Genomic DNA, 1,739 nt, shown 5'->3' with positions numbered 1-1,739 from the left:
GGGCCCAGCTCCAGGAAAGTGGAGATGCCATGGGAGTGGAGAGACTCGACGCCGTCATGGAAACGGACCGCTGCCCGGATGTGCCGCGCCCAATAAGCAGCCACCGTCAGCTCACCCGGCCCGGCCATGGCACCGGTGATATTGGAGACCACCGCCAGGGACGGCTCACGGAAGACGGCCCCGGCCAGGGCCTCCTCGAACGCGGCAGCAGCCGCGTCCATGTGGGAGGAATGGAAAGCGTGCGACACCGTCAGACGCTTCGTACGCGTGCCCTGCTCACGGAAGTGGTCCGCGATCTCGGTCACGGCATCCGCATCACCCGAGATCACGACGGCGGCGGGTCCGTTGACCGCGGCCACCGACACCCGCCCCTCGTACGAGGCAAGATGCTCAGCGATCTCGTTCTCGGGCGCGGCGATCGCGGCCATCGCGCCGCCGGGACGGGCCGCCTGCATCAAACGCCCCCTGGCCGCGACCAGAGTGCAGGCGTCCTCCAGGGAGAACACCCCGGCCGCCCAGGCCGCCGTGATCTCACCGACCGAGTGCCCCATCACCGCGTCCGGGCGCACTCCCAGCCACGACACCAGCGCGTACAGGGCCGACTCGACCGCGAAGAGGCCGGCCTGCGTGAACACCGTCTCGTCCAGCAAACCCGCAGCCCCGTCGCCGGGACGGGTGAAGACCACGTCCCGCAACGACCCGACCGAGCCGTTGTTCAGTTCCTGGTGCAGTTCACGGTCGAGGAAGGTGCAGGCCTCGTCGAACGCCGCCGCGAAGACGGGGAACGTCTCGTACAGCTCACGGCCCATGCCGGCGCGCTGGCTTCCCTGGCCCGAGAACAGCAACGCGACACTGCCGGTCTGTGAGGCCCGGCCACGGATCACGTCCGCAGCGGGCCGGTCCTCCGCCAGGGCCCGCAAACCCTCCAGCAGCTCCTCCCGGCTCTCCCCGAGCACCACCGCCCGGTGCTCGAACACCGACCGCGCCGTCGCCAGGGAGAACCCCACATCAACCGGCTCCACCTCCGGCCGGTCCTTCATGAACCCGGCGAGGTTCCCCGCCTGCTCACGCAACGCCTCTGCCGACTTGGCGGAGAGGATCCACGGGACGATCCCCGCGTCCGACGCCGGGTTCGGTGCTGGGTGGGGGTTTTCCTCCGTGTCGGGGGTGGGGGTCTGTTCGAGGATGATGTGGGCGTTGGTGCCGGAGATGCCGAAGGAGGAGACCGCGGAGCGGCGGGGGCGGTCGGTCCGGGGCCAGGGGCGTTGTTCGGTGAGGAGTTCCACGGCTCCGCTGGTCCAGTCGACGTGCGGGGTGGGCTCGTCGATGTGGAGGGTTCTGGGCAGGGTGCCGTGGCGCATGGCCATGACCATCTTGATGACGCTGGCGACGCCGGCGGCGGCCTGGGTGTGACCGATGTTCGACTTCAGCGAGCCGAGCCATAGGGGGTTGTCCTGCTGGTGGGCCTGGCCGTAGGTCGCCAGGAGTGCCTGGGCCTCGATCGGGTCGCCGAGCCTGGTACCGGTACCGTGCGCGTCGACCGCGTCGACCTCGGCCGCCGATACCTGGGCATTGGCCAGGGCCTGACGGATCACCCGCTGCTGCGAGGGACCGTTCGGCGCGGTCAGGCCGTTGGACGCACCATCCTGATTGACCGCACTGCCCCGTACCGTCGCCAGCACCTCATGCCCATTGCGCCGCGCATCCGACAACCGCTCCAGCACCAACCAACCGACACC

At 69.8% G+C, this 1,739-nt stretch carries 1 protein-coding gene; it reads right to left on the bottom strand.

Annotated elements, in window-relative coordinates:
- Positions 1-1,739: type I polyketide synthase (locus ACGF8B_RS42055; protein WP_392748216.1), on the bottom strand; the 1,739-nt coding region annotated here is incomplete at both ends.

Source organism: Streptomyces sp. NPDC047917 (assembly GCF_043204345.1).
GTDB classification, from domain to species: Bacteria; Actinomycetota; Actinomycetes; order Streptomycetales; family Streptomycetaceae; genus Streptomyces; species Streptomyces sanglieri.
Note: the sequence above shows the minus strand (reverse complement) of the source record. Positions and strands in the feature narration are given on the sequence as shown.